The organism is Streptomyces oryzae, from assembly GCF_017676365.1.
GTDB classification, from domain to species: domain Bacteria; phylum Actinomycetota; class Actinomycetes; order Streptomycetales; family Streptomycetaceae; genus Streptomyces; species Streptomyces oryzae.
In genome coordinates, this window is record NZ_JADKMA010000041.1 from 22,034 (window position 1) to 41,381 (window position 19,348).

General features: G+C 72.3%; 19 protein-coding genes. 12 read left to right on the top strand and 7 right to left on the bottom strand.

The features are described from left to right. Positions 1 to 92 precede the first annotated feature (92 nt). From ITI46_RS10755 to ITI46_RS10775, 5 genes are all read left to right on the top strand, one after another. Positions 93 to 1,118 (top strand): rod shape-determining protein, encoded by a 1,026-nt coding sequence (locus ITI46_RS10755; protein WP_209239237.1) that lies wholly within the window; start codon positions 93 to 95, stop codon positions 1,116 to 1,118. 109 nt (positions 1,119 to 1,227) lie between these two features. Further along, the gene (locus ITI46_RS10760) at positions 1,228 to 1,917 is read left to right on the top strand and encodes an SDR family oxidoreductase (protein WP_209239238.1); all 690 of its coding nucleotides are present in this window, start codon (positions 1,228 to 1,230) and stop codon (positions 1,915 to 1,917) included. A 3-nt stretch (positions 1,918 to 1,920) separates the two neighbouring features. Continuing rightward, on the top strand, positions 1,921 to 2,967 hold the full coding sequence (locus ITI46_RS10765) for a methionine synthase (RefSeq protein ID WP_209239239.1): 1,047 nt from the start codon (positions 1,921 to 1,923) through the stop codon (positions 2,965 to 2,967). Between the two features lie 14 nt (positions 2,968 to 2,981). Continuing rightward, positions 2,982 to 5,219 carry an NAD-dependent DNA ligase LigA gene (gene ligA / locus ITI46_RS10770; RefSeq protein ID WP_307808124.1) on the top strand — a complete coding sequence of 746 codons (2,238 nt, stop codon included), beginning with the start codon at positions 2,982 to 2,984 and terminating at the stop codon, positions 5,217 to 5,219. A gap of 294 nt (positions 5,220 to 5,513) precedes the next feature. Further along, positions 5,514 to 7,787 carry a putative bifunctional diguanylate cyclase/phosphodiesterase gene (locus ITI46_RS10775; RefSeq protein WP_209239240.1) on the top strand — a complete coding sequence of 758 codons (2,274 nt, stop codon included), beginning with the start codon at positions 5,514 to 5,516 and terminating at the stop codon, positions 7,785 to 7,787. Between the two features lie 150 nt (positions 7,788 to 7,937). On the opposite strand, the gene ITI46_RS10780 is transcribed toward ITI46_RS10775, so the two are convergent. The 5 genes from ITI46_RS10780 to ITI46_RS10800 are packed head-to-tail and all read right to left on the bottom strand — an operon-like array spanning position 7,938 to position 11,760. Then, the gene (locus tag ITI46_RS10780) at positions 7,938 to 8,972 is read right to left on the bottom strand and encodes a serine hydrolase domain-containing protein (RefSeq protein ID WP_209239241.1); all 1,035 of its coding nucleotides are present in this window, start codon (positions 8,970 to 8,972) and stop codon (positions 7,938 to 7,940) included. Next, the gene (locus ITI46_RS10785) at positions 8,969 to 9,898 is read right to left on the bottom strand and encodes a DUF6895 family protein (protein WP_209239242.1); all 930 of its coding nucleotides are present in this window, start codon (positions 9,896 to 9,898) and stop codon (positions 8,969 to 8,971) included. Before ITI46_RS10785 ends, ITI46_RS10780 begins: the two co-directional genes overlap by 4 nt. Further along, positions 9,895 to 10,863, bottom strand: coding sequence for a DUF6895 family protein (locus tag ITI46_RS10790; RefSeq protein ID WP_307808125.1), 969 nt, complete (start codon positions 10,861 to 10,863; stop codon positions 9,895 to 9,897). The genes ITI46_RS10785 and ITI46_RS10790 overlap by 4 nt, the downstream gene beginning before the upstream one ends. Next, complete coding sequence (locus ITI46_RS10795) at positions 10,860 to 11,525, bottom strand: hypothetical protein (protein WP_209239258.1); 666 nt, start codon at positions 11,523 to 11,525, stop codon at positions 10,860 to 10,862. The genes ITI46_RS10790 and ITI46_RS10795 overlap by 4 nt, the downstream gene beginning before the upstream one ends. A 49-nt stretch (positions 11,526 to 11,574) precedes the next feature. After that, the gene (locus ITI46_RS10800; RefSeq protein WP_209239243.1) at positions 11,575 to 11,760 is read right to left on the bottom strand and encodes a hypothetical protein; all 186 of its coding nucleotides are present in this window, start codon (positions 11,758 to 11,760) and stop codon (positions 11,575 to 11,577) included. Positions 11,761 to 12,014: 254 nt separating this feature from the next. Here ITI46_RS10800 and gatC point away from each other — a divergent pair, with 254 nt between their 5' ends. From gatC to gatB, 4 genes are read left to right on the top strand one after another with little or no spacing between them, the layout of a single operon-like run. Next, positions 12,015 to 12,314 (top strand): Asp-tRNA(Asn)/Glu-tRNA(Gln) amidotransferase subunit GatC, encoded by a 300-nt coding sequence (gatC, locus tag ITI46_RS10805; protein ID WP_209239244.1) that lies wholly within the window; start codon positions 12,015 to 12,017, stop codon positions 12,312 to 12,314. Positions 12,315 to 12,319: 5 nt separating this feature from the next. Beyond that, entirely contained in the window at positions 12,320 to 13,816 is a 1,497-nt protein-coding gene (gene gatA / locus ITI46_RS10810) for an Asp-tRNA(Asn)/Glu-tRNA(Gln) amidotransferase subunit GatA (RefSeq protein ID WP_209239245.1), read from the top strand. After that, the gene (locus ITI46_RS10815; RefSeq protein WP_209239246.1) at positions 13,813 to 14,058 is read left to right on the top strand and encodes a hypothetical protein; all 246 of its coding nucleotides are present in this window, start codon (positions 13,813 to 13,815) and stop codon (positions 14,056 to 14,058) included. The genes gatA and ITI46_RS10815 overlap by 4 nt, the downstream gene beginning before the upstream one ends. A gap of 33 nt (positions 14,059 to 14,091) precedes the next feature. After that, positions 14,092 to 15,600 carry an Asp-tRNA(Asn)/Glu-tRNA(Gln) amidotransferase subunit GatB gene (gene gatB / locus ITI46_RS10820; protein ID WP_209239247.1) on the top strand — a complete coding sequence of 503 codons (1,509 nt, stop codon included), beginning with the start codon at positions 14,092 to 14,094 and terminating at the stop codon, positions 15,598 to 15,600. 257 nt (positions 15,601 to 15,857) lie between these two features. On the opposite strand, the gene ITI46_RS10825 is transcribed toward gatB, so the two are convergent. Further along, entirely contained in the window at positions 15,858 to 16,544 is a 687-nt protein-coding gene (locus tag ITI46_RS10825; RefSeq protein WP_209239248.1) for a TetR/AcrR family transcriptional regulator, read from the bottom strand. 118 nt (positions 16,545 to 16,662) lie between these two features. Between ITI46_RS10825 and ITI46_RS10830 the strand changes: the two genes are divergently transcribed. Beyond that, the gene (locus ITI46_RS10830; RefSeq protein ID WP_209239249.1) at positions 16,663 to 17,592 is read left to right on the top strand and encodes a zinc-binding dehydrogenase; all 930 of its coding nucleotides are present in this window, start codon (positions 16,663 to 16,665) and stop codon (positions 17,590 to 17,592) included. Between the two features lie 35 nt (positions 17,593 to 17,627). On the opposite strand, the gene ITI46_RS10835 is transcribed toward ITI46_RS10830, so the two are convergent. Then, complete coding sequence (locus ITI46_RS10835; protein WP_209239250.1) at positions 17,628 to 18,599, bottom strand: MBL fold metallo-hydrolase; 972 nt, start codon at positions 18,597 to 18,599, stop codon at positions 17,628 to 17,630. A gap of 111 nt (positions 18,600 to 18,710) precedes the next feature. Here ITI46_RS10835 and ITI46_RS10840 point away from each other — a divergent pair, with 111 nt between their 5' ends. Together ITI46_RS10840 and ITI46_RS10845 are read left to right on the top strand one after the other, a co-directional pair. Beyond that, positions 18,711 to 19,148 carry a DoxX family protein gene (locus ITI46_RS10840; RefSeq protein ID WP_209239251.1) on the top strand — a complete coding sequence of 146 codons (438 nt, stop codon included), beginning with the start codon at positions 18,711 to 18,713 and terminating at the stop codon, positions 19,146 to 19,148. Positions 19,149 to 19,167: 19 nt separating this feature from the next. Beyond that, positions 19,168 to 19,348: hypothetical protein (locus ITI46_RS10845; protein ID WP_209239252.1), on the top strand; the 181-nt coding region annotated here is incomplete at its 3' end.

A 19,348-nucleotide genomic window follows, 5' to 3' on the forward strand; every position in this document is an offset into this window, starting at 1 on the left:
CCACAATTCGGCACGACTCGTGCCAGTGCTTGCAACCTCGTTACAACCACGTACAACTTCGTACAACACCGCACCGAACATGGCGAGTACACATGGCTAAGCGCACCTCGGCTCCCTCCGCCTCCTCCCCGTTCCGCGGCCGCGACATCGGCATAGACCTCGGCACGGCCAACACGCTGGTGTACGAACGGGGCCGCGGCGTCGTCCTGAACGAGCCCTCCGTGGTGGCGATCGACACGAACACCGGAAAGGTGCTCGCCGTCGGCGCCCAGGCCCGGCAGGCGGTGGGCCGCACCCCCGGCTCCATCACCGCCACCCGCCCCCTCAAAGGCGGCGTGATCACGGACTTCGAGGCGACGGAGGGCATGCTCCGCTACTTCATCCGCGCGGCCCGCGACGGCAAGGGCCGCGGCAGGTCACCCCGCGTCGTCGTCTGCGTACCCAGCGGTGTCACCGGTGTCGAACGGCGTGCCGTGCTGCAGACCGCCAGCCGGGCCGGAGCCCGTTCGGTGCGGCTGATCGAGGAGCCCATAGCGGCAGCGATCGGCGCCGGGCTGCCGGTGCACGAGGCCCGCGGCTCGATGGTCGTGGACATCGGCGGCGGCAGTACGGAGATCGCCATCATCTCGCTGGGCGGCATGGTCGTCTCCCGCTCGGCGCGGGTGGCCGGCGACGCGCTGGACGCGGCCATCGCCTCCTGGATCGAGCGGGAGTACACCATCGCCGTCGGCGAGCGGACCTCCGAGGAGATCAAGATGTCCCTCGGCAGCGGCGAGTTCGTCCCCGTACGCGGCCGGGACAAGCACACCGGTATGCCCAAGGTCGTCCAGCTGGCGCCCGAGGAGATCGTGGAGGCCGTGGAACGCCCGGTGCGCTCCATCGTGGCGGCCGTACAGGCGGCCTTCGAGGAGTGCCCGCCCGAGCTGTACGGCGACATCATGGAGCGCGGAGTCGTGCTGACCGGCGGCGGCGCACTGCTGCACGGTCTGGACGAGCGGCTGATGAAGGAGACGGGCATGCCGGTGACCGTGGCCGACGAGCCGCTCGGCTGTGTGGCGCTGGGCACGGGCCGCTGCCTGGAGGAGTACGACAAGCTGGAGGCGTTCTTCGCGGCGTGAGCCCGGTGCAGCGCTTCGCGGCGTGCCTCCGGTACGCACATGGTGGCGTGCCCGGCGCGGGCGCGGGCCGTGCGGTGGGCGGCCCGGCACGGTGCGGGATCATGGGGGCATGGCAACACACGTGATCACAGGCGCGGGCTCCGGAATCGGGGCCGAGGTGGCGCGCCGCCTGATGGACCGCGGCGACACCCTCTGGCTGCTGGCCCGCGACGCCGGCCGCGCCAAGGAGCTCGCCCGCCGGTTCGACGGCGCCCGCACACTGGTCGGCGACCTGGCGGAACCGGAGCGGCTCTCCTGGGCGTTCGAGCATCAGCAGCTTCCCCAGGACATCGACTCGCTGCTGCACATCGCAGGCGTTGTCGAGCTGAGCACGGTGGGCGAGAGCAGCCCGAAGATGTGGCAGGCCACCCTCGCCGCGAACCTGGTGGCGCCCGCCGAGCTGACCCGGCTGCTGCTGCCGCAGCTGCGCCGCTCCCGCGGCCACGTCGTCTTCGTCAACTCCGGTGCGGGGCTGCGCGCCAACCCCGAGTGGGGCGCGTACGCGGCCAGCAAGCACGGCCTCAAGGCGCTGGCGGACGCGCTGCGCGGCGAGGAGGGCGGCAACGGCGTCCGCGTCACCTCCGTCTACCCCGGCCGCACCGCCACCCCGATGCAGGAGAAGGTGCACCGCCAGGAGGGCAAGGAGTACGACCCGGGCAAGTGGATCCCCGTGGAGGCGGTGGCGACCACCGTGCTGACGGCCCTGGACCTGCCACGGGGCGCGGAGGTCACCGATCTGAGCGTGCGGCCCGGAGGCTGACCGGTGAGCGACGCGAACGGACATGCGCCCTGGGGCCCCGCTGCGGCGACCGGTATCGGTTCGATGCCCGGCACCGAAGCCCGCGAGGCCGCGAAGACGGCCACCGGTCTGCTGGAGGACCCGCAGCACCTGCCCTTCCTCCCCGAGCTCCCCGCCAGAGGGCCTGGCGCGGACATGCTGGGCCGCACCGCGGGGCTGCTGGCCGAGCTGTACGTGCATCTGGAACCCAGCGGATGGCGGATCAGCGACCGTCCTGGCCGGGAGACCCGGCGGGCACGCGCCTGGCTGGGCGAAGACCTCGACGCGCTGGAGGAGTTCACCCAGGGGTACGGCGAGGGAGACCGTCCGCGCGGGATCAAGGTGTCGGTCGTCGGCCCCTGGACGCTGGCCGCGGGGCTGGAGCGGCGCAACGGTGAGGCCATGCTGGGCGACCACGGCGCGGTCCGCGATCTGGCGGCCTCGCTCGCCGAGGGACTGGCCGCTCACCTCGCGGAGGTGCGCCGCAGGGTGCCGGGCGCCGTCCCCGTCCTGCAGCTGGACGAGCCGTCGCTGACCGCCGTACTGCGCGGCAGCGTGCGCACGGCCAGCGGCTACCGCACCCACCCGGCCGTGGACCGCGCGGTGGTCGAATCGACGCTCCGCGAACTGCTCGCCGTGCACGACGGGCCGACGGTTGTGCACTCGTGCGCCCCCGGCGTGCCCCTCGGACTGCTGCGCCGGGCCGGGGCCGACGGCATCTCCCTGGACCTCTCGCTGCTCACCGAACGTGACGACGAGGCGGTCGGTGAGGCGGTGGAGGGCGGCGTCACGCTCTTCGCCGGTGTCGTACCTGCCACCGAGCCGGACAGCGGGGCATTGTCAGACCCTGCCGGTAGCGTCGGGGGTGTCAGGTCGTTGTGGCGCAGGCTCGGGCTGTCTCCGGGCCTGCTGTCCGAGTCCGTCGTGGTCACCCCCACGTGTGGGCTCGCAGGGGCCTCGCCCGCGTACGCGCGGGCGGCGCTCGCCCACTGCGCCCGGGCGGCACGAGCACTCGCTGACAACCCTCAGTGACGGGAGGACCTACGGTGGCCGGCGAACAGGACGGGACGGTCCCCGCCAAGGCGCGGCAGGACGTGACGGTCCCCGCGGACAAGCGGGAGGAGCACCAGCGCCTCGCGGAGCAGATCGAGGAGCACCGCTTCCGGTATTACGTGAAGGACGCACCGGTCATCAGCGACGCCGAGTTCGACCGGCTGCTGCGCGAGCTGGAGGCCCTGGAGGAGGAGCACCCCTCGCTGCGCACCCCGGACTCACCGACCCAGAAGGTCGCCGGGCGCTATGAGACGGAGTTCACCGAGGTCGCCCACCGGGAGCGGATGCTCTCGCTGGACAACGCCTTCGACGACGCGGAGCTGGGCGAGTGGGCGGACCGGATCGCGCGCGAGCTGGAGGGGGTCGACTACCACTTCCTGTGCGAGCTCAAGGTCGACGGCCTCGCGGTCAACCTCACCTACGAGCACGGGCGGCTGACCCGCGCGGCGACCCGCGGCGACGGCCGTACGGGCGAGGACATCACGCCCAACATCCGCACGATCGCCGACATCCCCGAGCGGCTGACCGGCGAGAAGCTGCCCGACCTCGTCGAGGTGCGCGGCGAGGTGTTCTTCCCCATGGAACGCTTCCAGGAGCTGAACGCCCGGCTGGTGGAGGCGGGAGAGAAACCGTTCGCCAACCCGCGCAACGCGGCCGCTGGTTCGCTGCGCCAGAAGGATCCGCGGGTGACGGCCTCGCGCCCGCTGCACATGGTGGTGCACGGCATCGGCGCCCTGGAGGGCTTCGCCAAGGAGGACTTCGACCGGCTCTCGAACGTCTACCACCGGCTGCGCGAATGGGGCCTGCCGACCTCGGCGCACGCCGCCGTGGTGGACGGGCTGGAGGGCGTACGCGAATTCATCGCCCACTACGGCGAGCACCGGCACTCGGTGGAGCACGAGATCGACGGCGTCGTCGTCAAGCTGGACGAGATCCGGCTGCAGGGCCGGCTCGGTGCCACCTCGCGGGCGCCCCGCTGGGCCATCGCGTGGAAGTACGCGCCGGAGGAGGTCAACACCAAGCTGGTCGACATCCGCGTCGGGGTGGGCCGCACAGGGCGGGTGACGCCCTATGCGGTGGTGGAGCCGATCACGGTCGCCGGCTCCGAGGTCGAGTTCGCCACCCTGCACAACCAGGACGTCGTCAAGGCCAAGGGCGTGCTCATCGGGGACACGGTGGTGCTGCGCAAGGCGGGCGACGTCATCCCCGAGATCCTGGGCCCGGTCGCCGATCTGCGGGACGGCAGCGAGCGGGAGTTCGTGATGCCCGCCGAGTGCCCCGAGTGCGGATCGCCGCTCCAGCCCATGAAGGAGGGCGATGTCGATCTGCGCTGCCCCAACGCCCGCTCCTGCCCGGCCCAGTTGCGCGAGCGGCTGTTCTATCTGGCGGGCCGCAAGGCGCTGGACATCGAGCACTTCGGCTATGTCGTCGCCAGCGCGCTGACCCAGCCGCTGGAGCCGCAGGAGCCGCCGCTGCGCGACGAGGCCGGGCTGTTCGATCTGACCGTCGAGGACCTGCTGCCCATCGTGGCGTACGTCGTCGACCCGGACTCCGGACTGCCCAAGCGCGACCCGAAGACCGGCGAGGAGAAGACCGTCACCCTCTTCGCCAACCAGAAGGGCGAGCCGCGCAAGAACACGCTGGCGATGCTGGAGAACATCCAGGCCGCCAAGAGCCGCCCGCTCGCCCGGATCATCACCGGGCTGTCCATCCGGCACGTGGGCCCGGTCGCCGCCGAGGCGCTGGCCCGCGAGTTCCGCTCGCTGGAGAGGATCGCCGAGGCCGAGGAGGAGGAGCTGGCCGCCACCGAGGGCGTGGGGCCGACGATCGCCGCCTCCCTGAAGGCGTGGTTCGCCGAGGAATGGCACCGCGAGATCGTCCGGCGCTGGAGAGCCGCTGGAGTCCGGATGGAGGAGGAGTCCACCGGTGAGGAGGGTCCGCGCCCGCTGGCGGGGCTGACCACGGTCGTCACCGGCACCCTCGCCTCCTACACCAGGGACGGCGCCAAGGCCGCGCTCCAGGAGCAGGGCGCCAAGGTCACCGGGTCGGTGTCGAAGAAGACCGACTTCGTCATCGTGGGCGAGAACCCTGGCTCGAAATACGACAAGGCGGTGCAGGCGAAGGTGCCGATTCTGGACGATGACGGCTTCGCCGTGCTGTTGGCACAGGGGCCCGAGGCCGCCCGGGAGGCCGCGCTGGTCACTGAGGAAGGGGAGGAAGCGGACGCCTGACGGCGGAGCGTGCCACCAGGGGTGAGTCCGGGACAATCCCCAACGCACCTACGCAGCACCGCCCTTCGCGCACAGGCCACATCCAGCCACCCGCGCCCCGCCCCTCACGTGCCCGGCATACGGCTGCGGGCCGTCAGCAGCCGTATGCCACACCGGAGTTGGCGCGGACGGGCGTAGACGCATTCAGGGCAACAGCGGCCGATCGCTGCCCTTCCGCCCAGGCAGCGGCCTACTGTTGACATAGACGCCTGTCGTGGCGAGGGGCAGGCGTGGACGGCTGCGAGAGGGACCAGGATGCTGGATTTCTCCGGGGGATCATCCAGGCCCCCGTTCTCCCGCCTGCCCTCGGACGGCACCCGGCGCGTGGCGGGGCGAAACGCCGGGGCGGGCAGGTCCGGGGGCAGGACGGCGAGCAGGGGTGCGGGTGCCCGCGGCAGCGCGGGCAGCGGCACAGGACCTGACGGCGGCGCGCGCGGTGCCGGGCCGGGCGGTGGCGGGTCCGGCGGTGGCGAGGAAGTGCCGTGGATCCAGCGGCTGCTGGCGCTCCGTCCGCCACTGCTGCCGGCGCTGGCCGTGGCCGCCGCCGCGCTCGGACTGGCCTCCGGGGTCGGCCGGGCGGTGTGGCAGGGCCGCGCGCTCTTCCCCGATGGCGCGGCCGGCTGGGCGTTCGCGCTGCTCACCGGCTGCGTGGTGGCGCATCTGGTCGCCATGAGCCGGGACCGCTGGTGGGGCGGCACGGGGTCGGGCCCCGCGCTGACGCTGGCGATCCTGCTGCTGCACGGCTGGGTGCCGGCGCTGCTCGTCAGTCTCGCCGTCGTGGTCCTGGTCGCCGGGGCACGCCGGACCACATGGCGGAAGGCGCTCGTGCAGGGCGCCGTCGACATCCTCGGAATCGGCGTGGCCGGTCTCGTCCTCGCGCTGTGCGGGGTGCACCCCTCGGTGGAGCACCCGTGGCGGCCGGACACCTGGACCTGGTGGGCCGTGCTGGAGATTCCCCTGGTGGCGGCCGTGTATCTGCTGGTCACCCGGGCGCTCCAGTGGTTCTGCTTCGCGCCGCGCACCCGCGGACTGCCCTCTGCGCTGCGTACCGCGCTGGTACGGCAGGGGCTGATCGCCCTCTCGCTGCTGGGCATCGCGCCGCTCATCGTGGTGGTCGCCGTCCACAAGCCGCCGCTGCTGCCGCTGTTCGCCGTTCCGCTGATCGCGCTCGACTCCACGCTGCGGATCGCCCGCGCCCGCGCCGAGGAGCAGCTGCGCGATCCGCTGACCGGACTGCCCAACCGGCTGTGGCTGCTGGAGCGCGCCTGGGCCGCGCTGGACGAGGCCGAACGCACCTCGGCGCGCTCGGCGCTCGTCCTGATCGACCTGGACCGGTTCCGCTCCGTCAACGACACTCTCGGCCATCTCGCGGGCGACCGGCTGCTGTTGCAGATCGCCGAGCGGCTGCGTGCCGCGCTGCCGCGCGGCGCCGAAGCGGCCCGGCTCGGCGGGGACGAGTTCGCCGTGCTGCTGCCGGTCGCCGACTCGACCACCAGCGCCCAGCGCATCGCGCGCGGCCTGGTCTCCGCGCTCAGCTCCCCGCTCGACCTGGACGGGCTGACGCTGGTGCTGGAGGCCAGCGCCGGTGTCGCCGTCTTTCCCGAGCACGCCACCGAGGCCGAGGGGCTGCTGCGCCGCGCCGATGTGGCGATGTACGAGGCCAAGCGCGACCGCACCGCCGTCGAGGTCTACGAGGCCACCCGGGACGGCAACACCCCCGACCGGCTCGGCCTGCTGGCCGACCTGCGCCGGGCGCTGGACGCGGGCGAGGTCGAGCTGCACTACCAGCCGAAGGTCGGCTTCGACGGCACCGTCTCCGGCCTCGAAGCACTGGTGCGCTGGGCCCACCCCGAGCGGGGCCGGGTGCCTCCGGACGAGTTCATCGCCATCGCCGAGACCTCCGGGCTGATGCCGCGGCTGACGGAGTACGTGCTGGAGACCGCGCTCGCCCAGGTGGCGAAGTGGCGCTCGGGCGGGCTGACGGTGCCGGTCGCCGTGAACGTCTCGCCGCGCGACGTCCACTCGCCCGGTTTCGCCGGCGCGGTCGCCGCCCGGCTGGCCCGGCACGGGGTGCCGCCCGGCGCGCTCCAGTTGGAGATCACCGAGCATGTGCTGCTGGAGGACCCGCAACAGGCCGCCGACACCCTGGCGGGGCTGACCGGACACGGCGTCAAGATGTCGCTGGACGACTTCGGTACGGGCTACTCCTCGCTGGTCCATCTGCGGCGGCTGCCGGTGAGCGAGCTGAAGATCGACCGGTCGTTCGTGGCGCGGCTGGCAGTGGACACCGAGGACGCGGAGATCGTGCGCTGCACCGTCGATCTGGCGCACTCGCTGGGCCTGTTGGTGGTCGCGGAGGGCGTCGAGGACGACGAGACGTGGGAGCGGCTGCGGGATCTGGGCTGCGATGCGGTGCAGGGGTGGTTGGTGGCCGCCGCCATGCCCCCCGGGGAGACCACCGCGTGGTTGCGGGCCCGCGATGTCCCCGCGGCCCGCACCTTGCCGTCCCCGCCCGCGCGGACCCCCTGACGGCGCCGGAGGGGGCGCCCCGAGGGGGCGCGGGGAACTGCTCCCCCAAGCTCTTCGAGCAGGGGGGTACCCCCAAAGCCACGACGCTACGGGCGGACTGCGGACGGCGGGCAGGGGCAGCCCCTCATCAGGACAGGAGACGGGCTCCGCTCAACGGCCCTCCCCGGCGAGCGCGTACAGCAACTCATATGCGAGGGGCACCAATCGGCAGGCCCGGCCGTGGCGCGTGGCCACCGCCGCGAGCCCCGTGCCGGAGGCGGGGTGGTAGCCGCAGAACGCCTGCTGGCCGAAGGTGGCGCCGGCGTGGAAGAGCAAGGGCCCGCCCGGGGCCGGGTGCTGGAACCAGGTGAGGGTGTGGGTCTCACCGCGCCGGCCGCCCCGCTGCAGCTGCGGCACCTGCACTTCCTTCAGGGGCCCGCTCAGTGGCGTACCGGCCGGGTTCAGATGGGCCTCCAGAAAGCCGAGCAGGTCGTCGGGGGTGGCCCGGACAGCGCCTGCCGCGGTGAACGCACCCATGTCCGTGGCGGGGACGGGGGAGTGGCCGTCCGCCCGGTATCCGACGGCGTCAGCCCCTTCGGGCCCGGGCCGCAGCGTGGTGCCGGTCAGCCCCAGTGGCCGCAGCACCCGGGTGCCCAGCAGCGCCGGGTACGCCACCCCGGCAGCACGGGCCAGCGCCGGGCCCAGCAGCGAGACCCCGAAGTTCGAGTAGATCCAGCGTCTGCCCGCCGGATACCGGGGCCGGGTGGCGGCGAACGCGTCCAGCAGCCGTTCGGTGTCGTAGCGGGCGTAACCGCTCTCGTAGGGGCGCAGCAGCGCGCCGGGCAGCAGCCGGTACGGGATGCGGGGCAGTCCTGAGGTGTGGGTGGCCAGGTGGCGCAGTGTGATGCCGCGGGAGGCCCGGTGCGGCAGCCGCAGGCTGGACGGCAGATGGGCGGCCAGCCGGTCGTCCTGGCCGAGCACCCCCTCGGCGGCCAGTGTGGCGAGGAGCAGCACGGCGTACGTCTTGGAGACCGAGCCCAGCTCATAACGCAACGCCTCGCGCGGGGTGGTGGACTCGGCGACGCGCCCCCCGGTCACCACGGTGCGCTTCCCACGCCGGGTCACGCCCAGCACCACGTCCGGCGCGTCGATGCGGGCCACCTCGCGGGCGAGCCGGTCCTCGAGCGCGGCTCGTTCACGGTTCATGCGCCACCCGCCGACAGCGACCGGGAGGTGGCCATCGCGGAGGCGAATGCGGCGACCAGTGTGGGGTGGTGCACGATGTCGAACACGTCGGACGGGTCACCCTCCGGCATCGCTCCGCACACCGGCATCGCCCCCGTCCCGGACTGCGCCGTCGCGTACTGCTCCCACAGCTGCCCGTCCAGCGCAGGCCGGGGCAGGCAGGCGTCGACGATGAGGAGTTCGCCAAGGAGGTCCCAGTGCTGGAGCTCGGCCCAGTCCGCTGCCCAGGCGGGCAGATACAGCTCCAGGTAGTCGGCGAGTGGGGGCGGCAGCCGGCCAGGGTCCTCGCCCCAGTTGGTGAGGTGGAAGACGGTGTGGGTGATGTCGTAGGCGATGTGCAGATGGACCGTCCACGGCTCGGGACGCCGGCCGAGCCAGGTGGCAGCGGTGGCCTCGGCGAAGTCGCCGCTGGGTGTCAGCCCCATTCTGCGCTCGGCGTTGAGGACGCCCAGCCGGCGGCTCGGGGGCATTTCCAGCGCGCGCCAGGTGGCGGTGCGCCGGGGGATGTCCAGTGCGGCTTCCAGGCCGGGGTGCCGGTAGCCCAGTTCGTGGAAGACCGCGTAGATCTCCAGGGACACCGGGGAGAAGGGCTCGTTGTGCTGGTGTGCGGCCAGCACGTTGCCGCCGTCCAGCAACTCCCGCCAGGCGAAGTCCAGCAGCGCTCCGGCCCGTGCTCCCTGGCGGCTGCCGGCCACGCCCTCCCGGAAGAGCATCCGCATGTTGATGGCCAGCTCGCCGATCGGCTTGAGGCGTTCCACCAGCGCGTCGCCGCGCGCCAGGTCGGCCTCGGTCAGCCTGAAGTAGTCGCGGTGGGCGTCGAGCCAGGTCAGCGCGCGGTCGCCGACGGCGTGCAGCAGCGCGGGGGGAGCGGTGGTGAGCATGGTCATCCGGGGGCCTCGCTCTCCGGGATCGGGGCGGCGGTCCTGGCCAGGGTCGCGGCGTAGGCCAGTACGAGGGTGGAGTGGTAGCAGGCGAAGAAGGCGTCGACCGCGGAGGCGCCGGGCGGGGGCGCGGCACCCTGCTCGGGGAGGGCGCCGTCGGCCGCTCTGGCGGCGGCCAGCCGCTGCCAGGCCACCGCGTCGAACGGCGCGCCGGGCAGACAGGCGGTCACGGCGAGCAACTCGCCCACCAGATCCCACAGCTGCTCCTCCAGCCAGCTCTCCACCCAGGCGGGCAGCCACAGCCGCAGGTAGTCCGCCGCCGCGCCGGTGAGCTGGGCCCGGTCGCGGCCCCAGTCGGTGAGGTGGAAGACGTCGTGGGTGAGGCCGTAGGCCGTTCGGCACTCCAGCAGCCAGGGCTCCGGCAGCCGGCCCAGCCCGGTGTGGGCCAGCACGGCGCCGAAGTCCGCGTGGCGCGGCAGCCCGATCCGTTCCTCGGCGTTGAGTACGGCCAGTGTCCTGGTGTGGTCCTCGCGCGCCACCCGCCAGCCGCGCAGCGCGGTGGTGGTCCGCATCAGTTCGTCGACGGCGGCGTTGCGGAGCCCCGCCCTGGCGAAGACGCCGTACAGCTCCACCGGGTAGGTGGCCTGCGGCTCTCCCCGGACGAGTTCGGCGAACAGGTGGCCCTCGCGGGTCTCCTGCCAGGCGTGCGAGAACAGCCGCTCCGCCTGGCCGCGTACGGCGGGCAGCGGATGGCAGGCCGCGATCAGCGCCGTCAGCTCGGCGAGCTCGCAGAGCGGTTTGAGGGTCACGTTCGGGTCGGCGGTGGTGGTGACGTCCGCGGGCAGCCGGAAGCGGTCGCGGTTGCGCTCCGTCCAGCCCAGGCTCTCGCTCACCAGGGCGTCGAGGAGCTCCGCGTCCGCGCTCCCGGCTTGCGGAGGGTGTGCGGGGGCCGCCCTGCGGGTGGCGGTCACCGGGCCCGTCCGAAGAAGATCTGCGCCGCGGTGACATGGACGGCGACCCTGGGGTCGTCGCTCATCTGCCGTACGAAGCGCAGCCCGTCGTCCAGGCCGAGGGTGGCCGGGGTCCGCGGCATCCTGGCCAGCCACCGGCCAAGACCGGCCGACTGCAGCCAGTCGCGGCGGCGGACGGCGCGGACGAAGCCGCGGGCCAGGTCCTCGGTGCGCTCCGTCAGCCGGTCGGTGAGGCCGAGGGCGAGCCCGGGCAGCGCCAGCGACGCCAGCTGGGACACCCGGTGGGACAGCCGGGGCCAGGGGTCGGACGCGAGCCAGTCGGCCTCCGGCTCGGGCGGCTCGGGCAGGCTCGTGGCGTGTCCTGCCAGGAACGCGCGGGACGCCTCCACCAGTCCGCGGTAGCTCCACACCGAGACGGCGGAGGTCTCACCTGTGGGCGGGAAAGCGGTGAGCGCGCTGTGCACGATTGCCGCGTCCGCGCCGCCCGCACCGTCGGCGCCGGGGTGTCCGTCCAGCGCGTACGGGGCGAGAGCGTCGGCGCCCAGCACCCGGACCGCGGCGGGGGAGAGCCCGTCGTCCTGCCGCAGGATCCTGGAGAGCGCATAGGGATCGCCCTCGCCGCGGAGGGCAAGGGCGATCTCGGATGCGGCATCAGCGATCACCGCGCTCAAGGCGGCTGCTCCCTGTGCCTGTTCCGTCAAGACGGCCCCCTTACTTGGTGTCCGTCTTGGGGCGGGGGGTCGGCGGCGATACGAGCAGCAGCGCCGCCAGCAGTACCGCGCCCGCGCACTCACGGGAGTCGCGGAAGACACCGTCCGGTTCGGGGGCGTTCATCAGGCCCTCGACCTCGGCGGCCAGTGCGGTGGTCTCGGTCGGCGCAGTGCGATCCATAGGCATAAGATCACTCCTTTTCCTTCGGGGACAGCAGCCTCCATCGTGACCTCACTCTCAAATGCCCGCAATTCGGGTATTTGAGGCATGACCGCATCCTTCCTGACCAGGGACGATGCGGCTGCCCCCGGTGCAGCCCCCGGTGCAGTCGGCGGCGTACGCCCGGACCGGGCCCGGGGGAGGAAAGCCAGTCCCGGGCAGTCGGGGGCGCCCCATAGGATTGGGGCGGACCATTCGACACTCACCCAGAGGACCGCTGCATGCCTGGCATCTCGCGCGAGGAGGTCGCCCACCTCGCGAAGCTGGCGCGCCTGGAGCTGAAGGACGAAGAGCTCGAACACTTCGCCGGACAGCTCGACGACATCATCGGCGCGGTAGCCGCCGTCTCCGAGGTCGCCGACGACGCTTCCGTACCGCCGACCTCCCACCCGCTCCCGCTCACCAACGTCATGCGACCCGACGAGGTCCGTGCGTCGCTGACCCCGCAGCAGGCGCTCTCCGGCGCCCCGGCGCAGGAGCAGCAGCGTTTCAAGGTCCCGCAGATCCTGGGGGAGGAGTGACCGGGATGGCCGGCGAACTGATCAAGCTGACCGCCGCCGAGCTGGCGGCGCGGATCGCGAGCGGTGAGGTCACCGCCGTCGAGGCGGCCGAGGCGCACCTGGCCCGGATCGAGGCGGTGGACGAGAAGATCAACGCCTTCCTGCACGTGGACCGCGAGGGCGCACTCGCGCAGGCCCGCGAGGTCGACGCCAAGCGGGAGCGCGGCGAGCAGCTGGGCCCGCTGGCGGGCGTCCCGCTGGCGCTGAAGGACCTGTTCACCACCGAGGGCGTGCCCACCACCGCCGGGTCGAAGATCCTGGAGGGCTGGATTCCGCCGTACGACGCGACGGTCACCAAGCGCCTCAAGGACGCCGACGTCGTCGTCCTCGGCAAGACCAACATGGACGAGTTCGCCATGGGGTCCTCCACCGAGAACAGCGCGTACGGCCCGACCGCCAACCCCTGGGACCTCACCCGTATCCCGGGCGGCTCCGGCGGTGGCTCCGCCGCCTCGCTCGCCGCGCACATGGCGCCGCTCGCGATCGGTACGGACACCGGCGGCTCGATCCGCCAGCCCGCTGCCGTCACCGGCACCGTCGGGGTGAAGCCCACCTACGGCGGGGTCTCCCGGTACGGCATGATCGCCTTCTCCTCGTCGCTGGACCAGGGCGGGCCCTGCGCCCGTACGGTGCTGGACGCGGCGCTGCTGCACAGCGTCATCGCGGGGCACGACGAGAAGGACTCGACCTCCATCGACCAGCCGGTCCCCGACATCGTGGCCGCTGCCCGCAACGGCACGGCGCAGGGGATGCGCGTCGGCGTCGTCAAGGAGTTCCGCGGCGAGGGCTACCAGGCCGGGGTGATGCAGCGCTTCGACGAGTCGGTCGAGCTGCTGCGCGAGCTGGGCGCCGAGATCGTGGAGCTGTCCTGCCCCTCGTTCACCAAGGCACTGGCGGCCTACTACCTGATCGCCCCCTCCGAGTGCTCCTCGAACCTGGCCCGCTTCGACGCCATGCGCTACGGCATGCGCACCGGCGACGACGGCACCCACTCGGCGGAGGAGGTCACGGCGCTGACCCGCGAGGCGGGCTTCGGGCCCGAGGTCAAGCGCCGCGTCATGCTGGGCACCTACGCGCTCAGCTCCGGCTACTACGACGCCTACTACGGCTCGGCGCAGAAGGTCCGTACGCTGATCACCCGGGACTTCGCGAAGGCGTTCGAGCAGGTGGACGTCGTCGTCTCGCCGACCACGCCCACCACCGCCTTCCCGATCGGGGAGCGTGTCGACGACCCGATGGCGATGTATCTCGCCGACCTGTGCACCATCCCGTCCAACCTGGCGGGCAACTCCGCCATGTCGATCCCGTGCGGACTCGCACCGGAGGACGGGCTCCCGGTGGGGCTGCAGATCATCGCCCCCGCCATGGCCGATGACAGGCTCTACCGTGTCGGTGCGGCCCTGGAGGCCGCCTTCCAGGCACGTTGGGGTCACCCGCTGCTAGAGGAGGCACCGTCGCTGTGAGTTCGAAGCTGCAGAAGGCCAAGGGATTCAAGAAGTCCAGGGCCGGGCTCTACTTCTCGATCGCCGGCTCGCTCATCGGCGTCCCCGGCACCGTCAAGCGCGCCAAGGAGGCCAGGAAGGAAGGGGACACGCTGCAGCTGATCGATGTGGCGGTCTCCGCTGCGGGCATCGTCACGGGCGTGGTGCTGCTCGTACGCGAGCTGCGGCGGCTGGACAGCGACGACATCCTCGCCGACGACTGACGCGGGCCAGAGGGGTAGAAAGGTAAGTTTTCCGTGACCGTCACCGAACTGGTGTCGTACGACGAGGCGCTGGCCTCCTACGACCCCGTGATGGGCCTCGAGGTCCACGTCGAGCTGGGCACCAGGACCAAGATGTTCTGCGGTTGCTCGACGGAGCTGGGCGCCGAGCCCAACAGCCAGGTCTGCCCGACCTGTCTGGGGCTGCCCGGCGCGCTGCCCGTCGTCAACAAGGCGGGCGTGGAGTCCGCCGTCCGTATCGGCCTCGCACTGAACTGCCGGATCGCCGAGTGGTGCCGCTTCGCCCGGAAGAACTACTTCTATCCGGACATGCCGAAGAACTTCCAGACCTCCCAGTACGACGAGCCGATCGCCTTCGACGGCTATCTGGACGTCCAGCTGGAGGACGGCGAGGTCTTCCGCGTCGAGATCGAGCGCGCCCATATGGAGGAGGACACCGGCAAGTCCACCCACGTGGGCGGGGCCACCGGCCGTATCCACGGCGCCTCGCACTCGCTGCTCGACTACAACCGCGCCGGCATCCCGCTCATCGAGATCGTCACCAAGCCCATCGTGGGCGCGGGCGAGCGGGCCCCCGAGGTCGCCAAGGCGTACGTCGCCGAGCTGCGCGAGCTCATCAAGGCGCTCGGCGTCTCCGAGGCCCGGATGGAGATGGGCCAGATGCGCTGCGACGTCAACCTCTCGCTGCGCCCCAAGGGCACCGAGAAGTTCGGCACCCGCAGCGAGACGAAGAACGTCAACTCGCTGCGCAGCGTCGAGCGTGCGGCCCGGTTCGAGATCCAGCGGCACGCCGCCGTGCTCTCGTCCGGCGGCACGATCATCCAGGAGACCCGGCACTTCCACGAGGACGACGGCTCCACCACCTCGGGCCGGGCCAAGGAGGAGGCGGAGGACTACCGCTACTTCCCCGAGCCCGACCTGGTGCCCGTCGCCCCGTCCCTGGAGTGGGTGGAGGAGCTGCGCGGCACGCTGCCGGAGCTGCCCCGGCTGCGGCGCAAGCGGCTCCAGGAGGAGTGGGGCATCTCCGAGCACGAGATGCAGTCGGTGCTCAACGCGGGCGCCGTCGACCCGATCGTGACCACCGTGGACGCGGGCGCCCCCGCCGACCAGGCCCGCAAGTGGTGGATGGGCGAGCTGGCCCGCCGCGCCAACGAGGACGGCGTCGAGCTGACCGCGCTGCCCATCACCCCCGCGCAGATCGCCCGGATCTGCGCGCTGGTCGCCGAGGGCTCCCTCAACGACAAGCTCGCCCGGCAGACCATCGAAGGCGTGCTGGCCGGTGAGGGCGGCCCCGACGAGGTGGTCGAGAAGCGCGGCCTGAAGATCGTCTCCGACGAGGGCGCGCTGGGCACCGCCGTGGACGAGGCCATCGCCGGCAATCCGGACATCGCCGAGAAGGTACGCGGCGGCAAGATCCAGGCCGCCGGAGCGCTGGTCGGTGCCGTCATGAAGGCCACCAGGGGCCAGGCGGACGCGGCCCGCGCCCGTCAGATGATCCTGGAGAAGCTGGGCGTGGAGGGCTGACGCCTCCCGCTTGACCCAGTCGCCGAGGGGCGGGGCACCGTTGCTGGTGCCCCGCCCCTTCGCTGTGTCCGCGGGTGCTGCGGGTGCGGTGTCCGCAGGCCGCCCGGCGGGCGAGGTGCGCACGGCGGCTCAGTCATCCAGTACCCGGATCGGCAGAAGGACCCGTTCTGCCACGCCAACTGCAACAACTGCTGGTGGCAGTGGCCTGGTTGGGGCCGTCCGGTTCCGGCCGGGCGGCCCCGTATGCGCGTCGGCCCTCAGCGGGGGCTCACCCTGAGGCTCAGACTCTCCGGCACCGCGGCGCAGGCGTCCGCTGCGGCGCGGACCAGCCCTGCCGCGTCCGGCTCTGCGGGGTCGGCGACCCACGTGTCCATGGCCTGGCGGAAGGCAGCCACCAGGATGTCGACGGTCAGCCGGAGCAGCAGCCCTTCCTGCGGGCCCCGGGTGCCGGACAGCTCGAATCGCTGCCTGACCAGCTCCACGACGGCGGCGCTGGTGCGGTCGCAGAACGCCAGCCCGTGGGCGTCGATGGAGGGTGCACCGGCGGCCAGCCGGCGGCTGCGTCGCACGCGTTGCGCCCAGCCGCCATCGGCTGCCGCCATCCGCTCGATGGTGGCCAGCAGGGTGTCGCGGAGCAGCGCGAAGGCCGAACTTTCGGCTGAGTTGCCCGGCTCGGCGGTCTCCAGCTCCCTCAGAAAGGCCGTCCACAGATCGTGGGCCGGGGCCAGGGCCACCTCCTCCTTGCTGTCGAAGGTGCGGAAGAAGGTGCGCTTGGAGACCTCCACGGCATCGCAGAGCGCGTCGAGTGTGACGCGGTCGAAGCCGTGCTCGGTGAACTGTTCCAGTGCGGTGTCGATGAGCATCTGCCGCGTACGCAGCTTCTTGCGCTCGCGCAGGGTCAGGGGCTTCCCCTCCGCGTCGGGTCCCTTCGTGGTGGCGGCCATGACAGAAGTGTAGCCGCGGCAGCAAATGCCCCTTGATGGCTTGTGCCACTCAGTGGCAGTATCTCTTCGTGAAGCGGCCACGCGCTGTACGTGACCGCCCCGAACGGAGGTAACTGCCATGCGAGCCCTGCTTGTCGACTCTTCCGCCCCTGTGGGCCTCCGCCTCGGCGAGGCACCCGAGCCGACCCCCGCCCCGCACCAGGCGCTGGTCCGGACGACGGCCACCTCCCTCAACTACGGGGAGGTGAAGTTCGGCCCCTCCCTCGCCGAACAGGGCACAGTGCTCGGCTGGGACGCCGCAGGTGTTGTCGAACGCGCCGCCGCCGACGGCTCAGGCCCAGCGGCCGGTACCCCGGTGGTGACCCTCGCCGCGGACGGCGGCTGGGCGGAGCTCCGCGCCGTGGACACCGCTCAGCTCGGCACCGTCCCCGACGGCGCCGACCTGGGCGCCATCAGCACCGTCCCGGTGGCGGGCGCCAGCGCCCTGCGGGCCCTGCACCGCACCGGCCCGGTGCTCGGCCGCCGGATCATGGTCACCGGCGCGACAGGCGGAGTCGGCCGCTACGCGGTGCAGCTGGCGCGCATGGGCGGCGCCCGCGTCGTGGCCGTCACCGGCGACCCGGCGGCGCACGGGGAGGCGCTGCGCGCCCTCGGCGCGGACGAGGTGGTGGCCCGCCCCGCCGAGGCCGGTGAGCCGGTGGACGGCGTGGTGGACGTGGTCGGCGGCCGGCAACTGGTCGAAGCACACGACCGGCTGGCCGCATCCGGCACCCTGGTCGCGGTCGGGCACTCGGGCGGCGACGGCGAGCACTTCCCGCACGGCGCCTGGTTCGGGGACGCACGCCGCCACGACCGTTCCGTCGTCAGCTTCCACCTGCTGCAGTGCCACGGACTCGCCAGGGATCTGACCTGGCTCGCGGAGCAGGTGGCGGCGGGCGTACTGGACCCCGGGACGACCTGGCGCGGCGCCCTGGACAAGGCCGCCGAAGCCGTCGAGCTCCTCCTCGGCCGCCGCCTGCACGGCAAGGCGGTGCTGGATATCGGCTGAGCCATATCGGCTGGTCTATATCGGCTGAGCCGTAACTAGGCGGTGGCGTTCTCCGCGGCGAAGGCCACCATCTCGGGCAGGACCGCGGCTATCGGTTCCGGGTCCGTACTGTCCAGATGCCGGTACTCGGTCCTGACCGTGACCACCAGCCGCTCCACCAGCCCGAGTTCGGGCCAATGGTTCTCGCTGGCGATGGTGCGCGCGGCCTCGACGGCGGACACCCCGCGCGCGTGCAGGGCGTGCGCGCGCTCCCGTAGCCGGCTGAGGTAGTCGATGTGCGCGCGCAGCCCCGCCCGGTCGAGCACCGGTCCATGGCCGGGGACGATGGTCCCGGCCCCGCTGTCGAGCACCCCCTCGCACGCCGCGATCACATTCTCCAGCGGCCCCGCCCAGTGCACCGCATGGTCGCCGGGCTCCTCGGGCGTCGAGGCGAAGACGATGTCGCCGGTGAACACGGTGCCGTGGTCGGGTAGATGGACGATCAGGTCCCCGGCGGTGTGCGCGGGCGGCAGACTGGTCAGCACCACCGGATGCCCGCCCACGGTCAGCTCCAGCTCGCCCTCGAACACGGCCGAGGGAACGATGACGTTGGTACGGGACCAGTCGAAGTGCCCGAAGTGCTCGGCGAGATAACCGCCGACCGGCGACTGCGCGCCCGCTCCCTCGATCAGCTTGCGCATCTGCTGCGGACTCGGCTCCATCTCGATGTGGTGCCGCGCCTCCCGGGTGGCTATCACCTCGGCGTCGGGCACGACATCGGCACCCCACAGGTGGTCTCCATTGGCGTGCGTGACGACGACCCGCGCTATCCCGCCGCCGTCCAGCACTTCCCGGGACGCCGCGAGAAACGCCTCCGCCAGCGGCCGGTCGTACGGCGTGTCGATCCACAGCCCCTCGCCGTCCCCCACCAGCAACCCGCAGTTGGCCAGCCCCCAGCCGCGCCGCGGCGGCTTCCACAGATGCAGACCGTCACCGAGTGCGCGAAGGGAGGAAGGAGAGAGCGTCATGCGTGCGATTATCCCGCCGCGCCGACCGGGGCGCCCGCATCGATGAGTTCCGGTGCCGAGGGCGGTCTGTTCCTGCAAGACCCCCGCTACACACCCCTGAAGGAGACCACGATGTCCGAGGCACACAGCGCCCTGTCCATTGCCACGGCGGGAGAGGGTGCCGTCCCCGGCCGACGCCACGAGATCGCGGTGAAGGTCCTCACCGTACTGCTCGCCCTGTTCCTCGGTGCGGCCAGCGGGCTGCCCAAGCTGTTCCGGGCCGAAGCCGCCGTCGAGGCGTTCGACAAGATCGGCTGGGGCGACTGGTTCATGTACGCCGTCGGCTCCCTGGAGGTGCTGGGCGCCCTCGCCCTGCTGGTGCCGATACTGTCCGGGGCCGCGGCGCTGGCCTTCATCGGCCTGATGATCGGCGCCACCGTCTTCAACCTGACCGTGCTGGATGCGCCGCAGGCCGTCCTCACGACCGCCATCCTGACCGTCGTGCTCGGCTACATCGCCTGGTCCCGCCGCACCCACACCACGCAACTGCTGCGCCGCCTGCGCCCGTGACCTCGTCAGGCCCTACCTGATGCGACCGGCAAACCGCGCCCACGCCTCGTACCCGAACGCGAGCGAGAGTCGCGACCTCGACGCACCCAGCAACACCACCTACACCTATGAGCTGAGCTTCCGCGTTCCCCGTGCGCGGCGGAGCGTGCCCCGGGTGCGGGCGATGGTGCGGGCCTTATTGGGGCGTGGGGCTTGGGGCT

Coding starts and splice junctions, on each gene's coding strand:
- ITI46_RS10755 (WP_209239237.1), top strand. CDS start 93: ATGGCTAAGCGCACCTCGGCTCCCTCCGCCTCCTCCCCGTTCCGCGGC.
- ITI46_RS10760 (WP_209239238.1), top strand. CDS start 1,228: ATGGCAACACACGTGATCACAGGCGCGGGCTCCGGAATCGGGGCCGAG.
- ITI46_RS10775 (WP_209239240.1), top strand. CDS start 5,514: ATGCTGGATTTCTCCGGGGGATCATCCAGGCCCCCGTTCTCCCGCCTG.
- ITI46_RS10780 (WP_209239241.1), bottom strand. CDS start 8,972: ATGAACCGTGAACGAGCCGCGCTCGAGGACCGGCTCGCCCGCGAGGTG.
- ITI46_RS10785 (WP_209239242.1), bottom strand. CDS start 9,898: ATGACCATGCTCACCACCGCTCCCCCCGCGCTGCTGCACGCCGTCGGC.
- ITI46_RS10800 (WP_209239243.1), bottom strand. CDS start 11,760: ATGCCTATGGATCGCACTGCGCCGACCGAGACCACCGCACTGGCCGCC.
- gatC (WP_209239244.1), top strand. CDS start 12,015: ATGCCTGGCATCTCGCGCGAGGAGGTCGCCCACCTCGCGAAGCTGGCG.
- gatA (WP_209239245.1), top strand. CDS start 12,320: ATGGCCGGCGAACTGATCAAGCTGACCGCCGCCGAGCTGGCGGCGCGG.
- ITI46_RS10825 (WP_209239248.1), bottom strand. CDS start 16,544: ATGGCCGCCACCACGAAGGGACCCGACGCGGAGGGGAAGCCCCTGACC.
- ITI46_RS10830 (WP_209239249.1), top strand. CDS start 16,663: ATGCGAGCCCTGCTTGTCGACTCTTCCGCCCCTGTGGGCCTCCGCCTC.
- ITI46_RS10835 (WP_209239250.1), bottom strand. CDS start 18,599: ATGACGCTCTCTCCTTCCTCCCTTCGCGCACTCGGTGACGGTCTGCAT.
- ITI46_RS10840 (WP_209239251.1), top strand. CDS start 18,711: ATGTCCGAGGCACACAGCGCCCTGTCCATTGCCACGGCGGGAGAGGGT.